Origin of the sequence: Candidatus Thiosymbion oneisti, from assembly GCF_900092655.1 — a bacterium.
GTDB lineage: Bacteria > Pseudomonadota > Gammaproteobacteria > Chromatiales > Chromatiaceae > Thiosymbion > Thiosymbion oneisti.
On sequence record NZ_FLUY01000782.1, the window covers coordinates 1 to 568 of the forward strand.

Sequence of the window (568 nt, forward strand, 5' to 3'; positions counted from 1 at the left end):
TGCGGGTGGTCCCGCTCGGTCAGCAGGTCTTTGCGCGGCGCTGTAAAGTCGAAATCGGTGTGGACGAAGGCCCCGGATTGGACCGCTCCGGCCACGGACCAGCCGGAGATATGGTCCCGTTCCCGCAGTGCGGTCTCATCGGGGGGGTAGTAGGGGATGGTTTCGTAGCCGGCAATCGGGAGGTGGGCGCCGTTGTCGTCGGCCAGGACCAGGGTGTGCTTGTCGGCCTCGTGCCGAAAGAAGTAGTGGATGCCTTCCTGTTCCAGCAGCCGGCTGATGAACGCGAAATCTGTCTCCCGGTATTGCACGCAGTAGCGTCGTGGGTAGTAGAGCTCGCCGGTCAGGAATTCCTCGAAGTCGATGTAGCCATGCTCGCGGCAGATTTCCTTGACGATCTCCGGCACCGTCTGGTCCTGGAAGATGCGACAGTCGGTGGTGCAGGAGAGCAACCAGAACCAGGGGACGAGGGTGGCCTGGTAGATGGCAAGGCTCCCGTCGAAGCCGGTGTGGGAAAAACGGCTGACAATGCCGTTGAAGTAGCGCGTTTGGTAGTCCGGCAGTTCCAGCC

1 protein-coding gene is annotated in these 568 nt (G+C 62.0%); it reads right to left on the bottom strand.

The window, feature by feature from the left end; translation table 11 throughout:
- Positions 1 to 568 (bottom strand): type VI secretion system Vgr family protein (locus BQ17_RS08510; protein WP_141699174.1); only part of this gene is annotated, 568 nt, incomplete at both ends.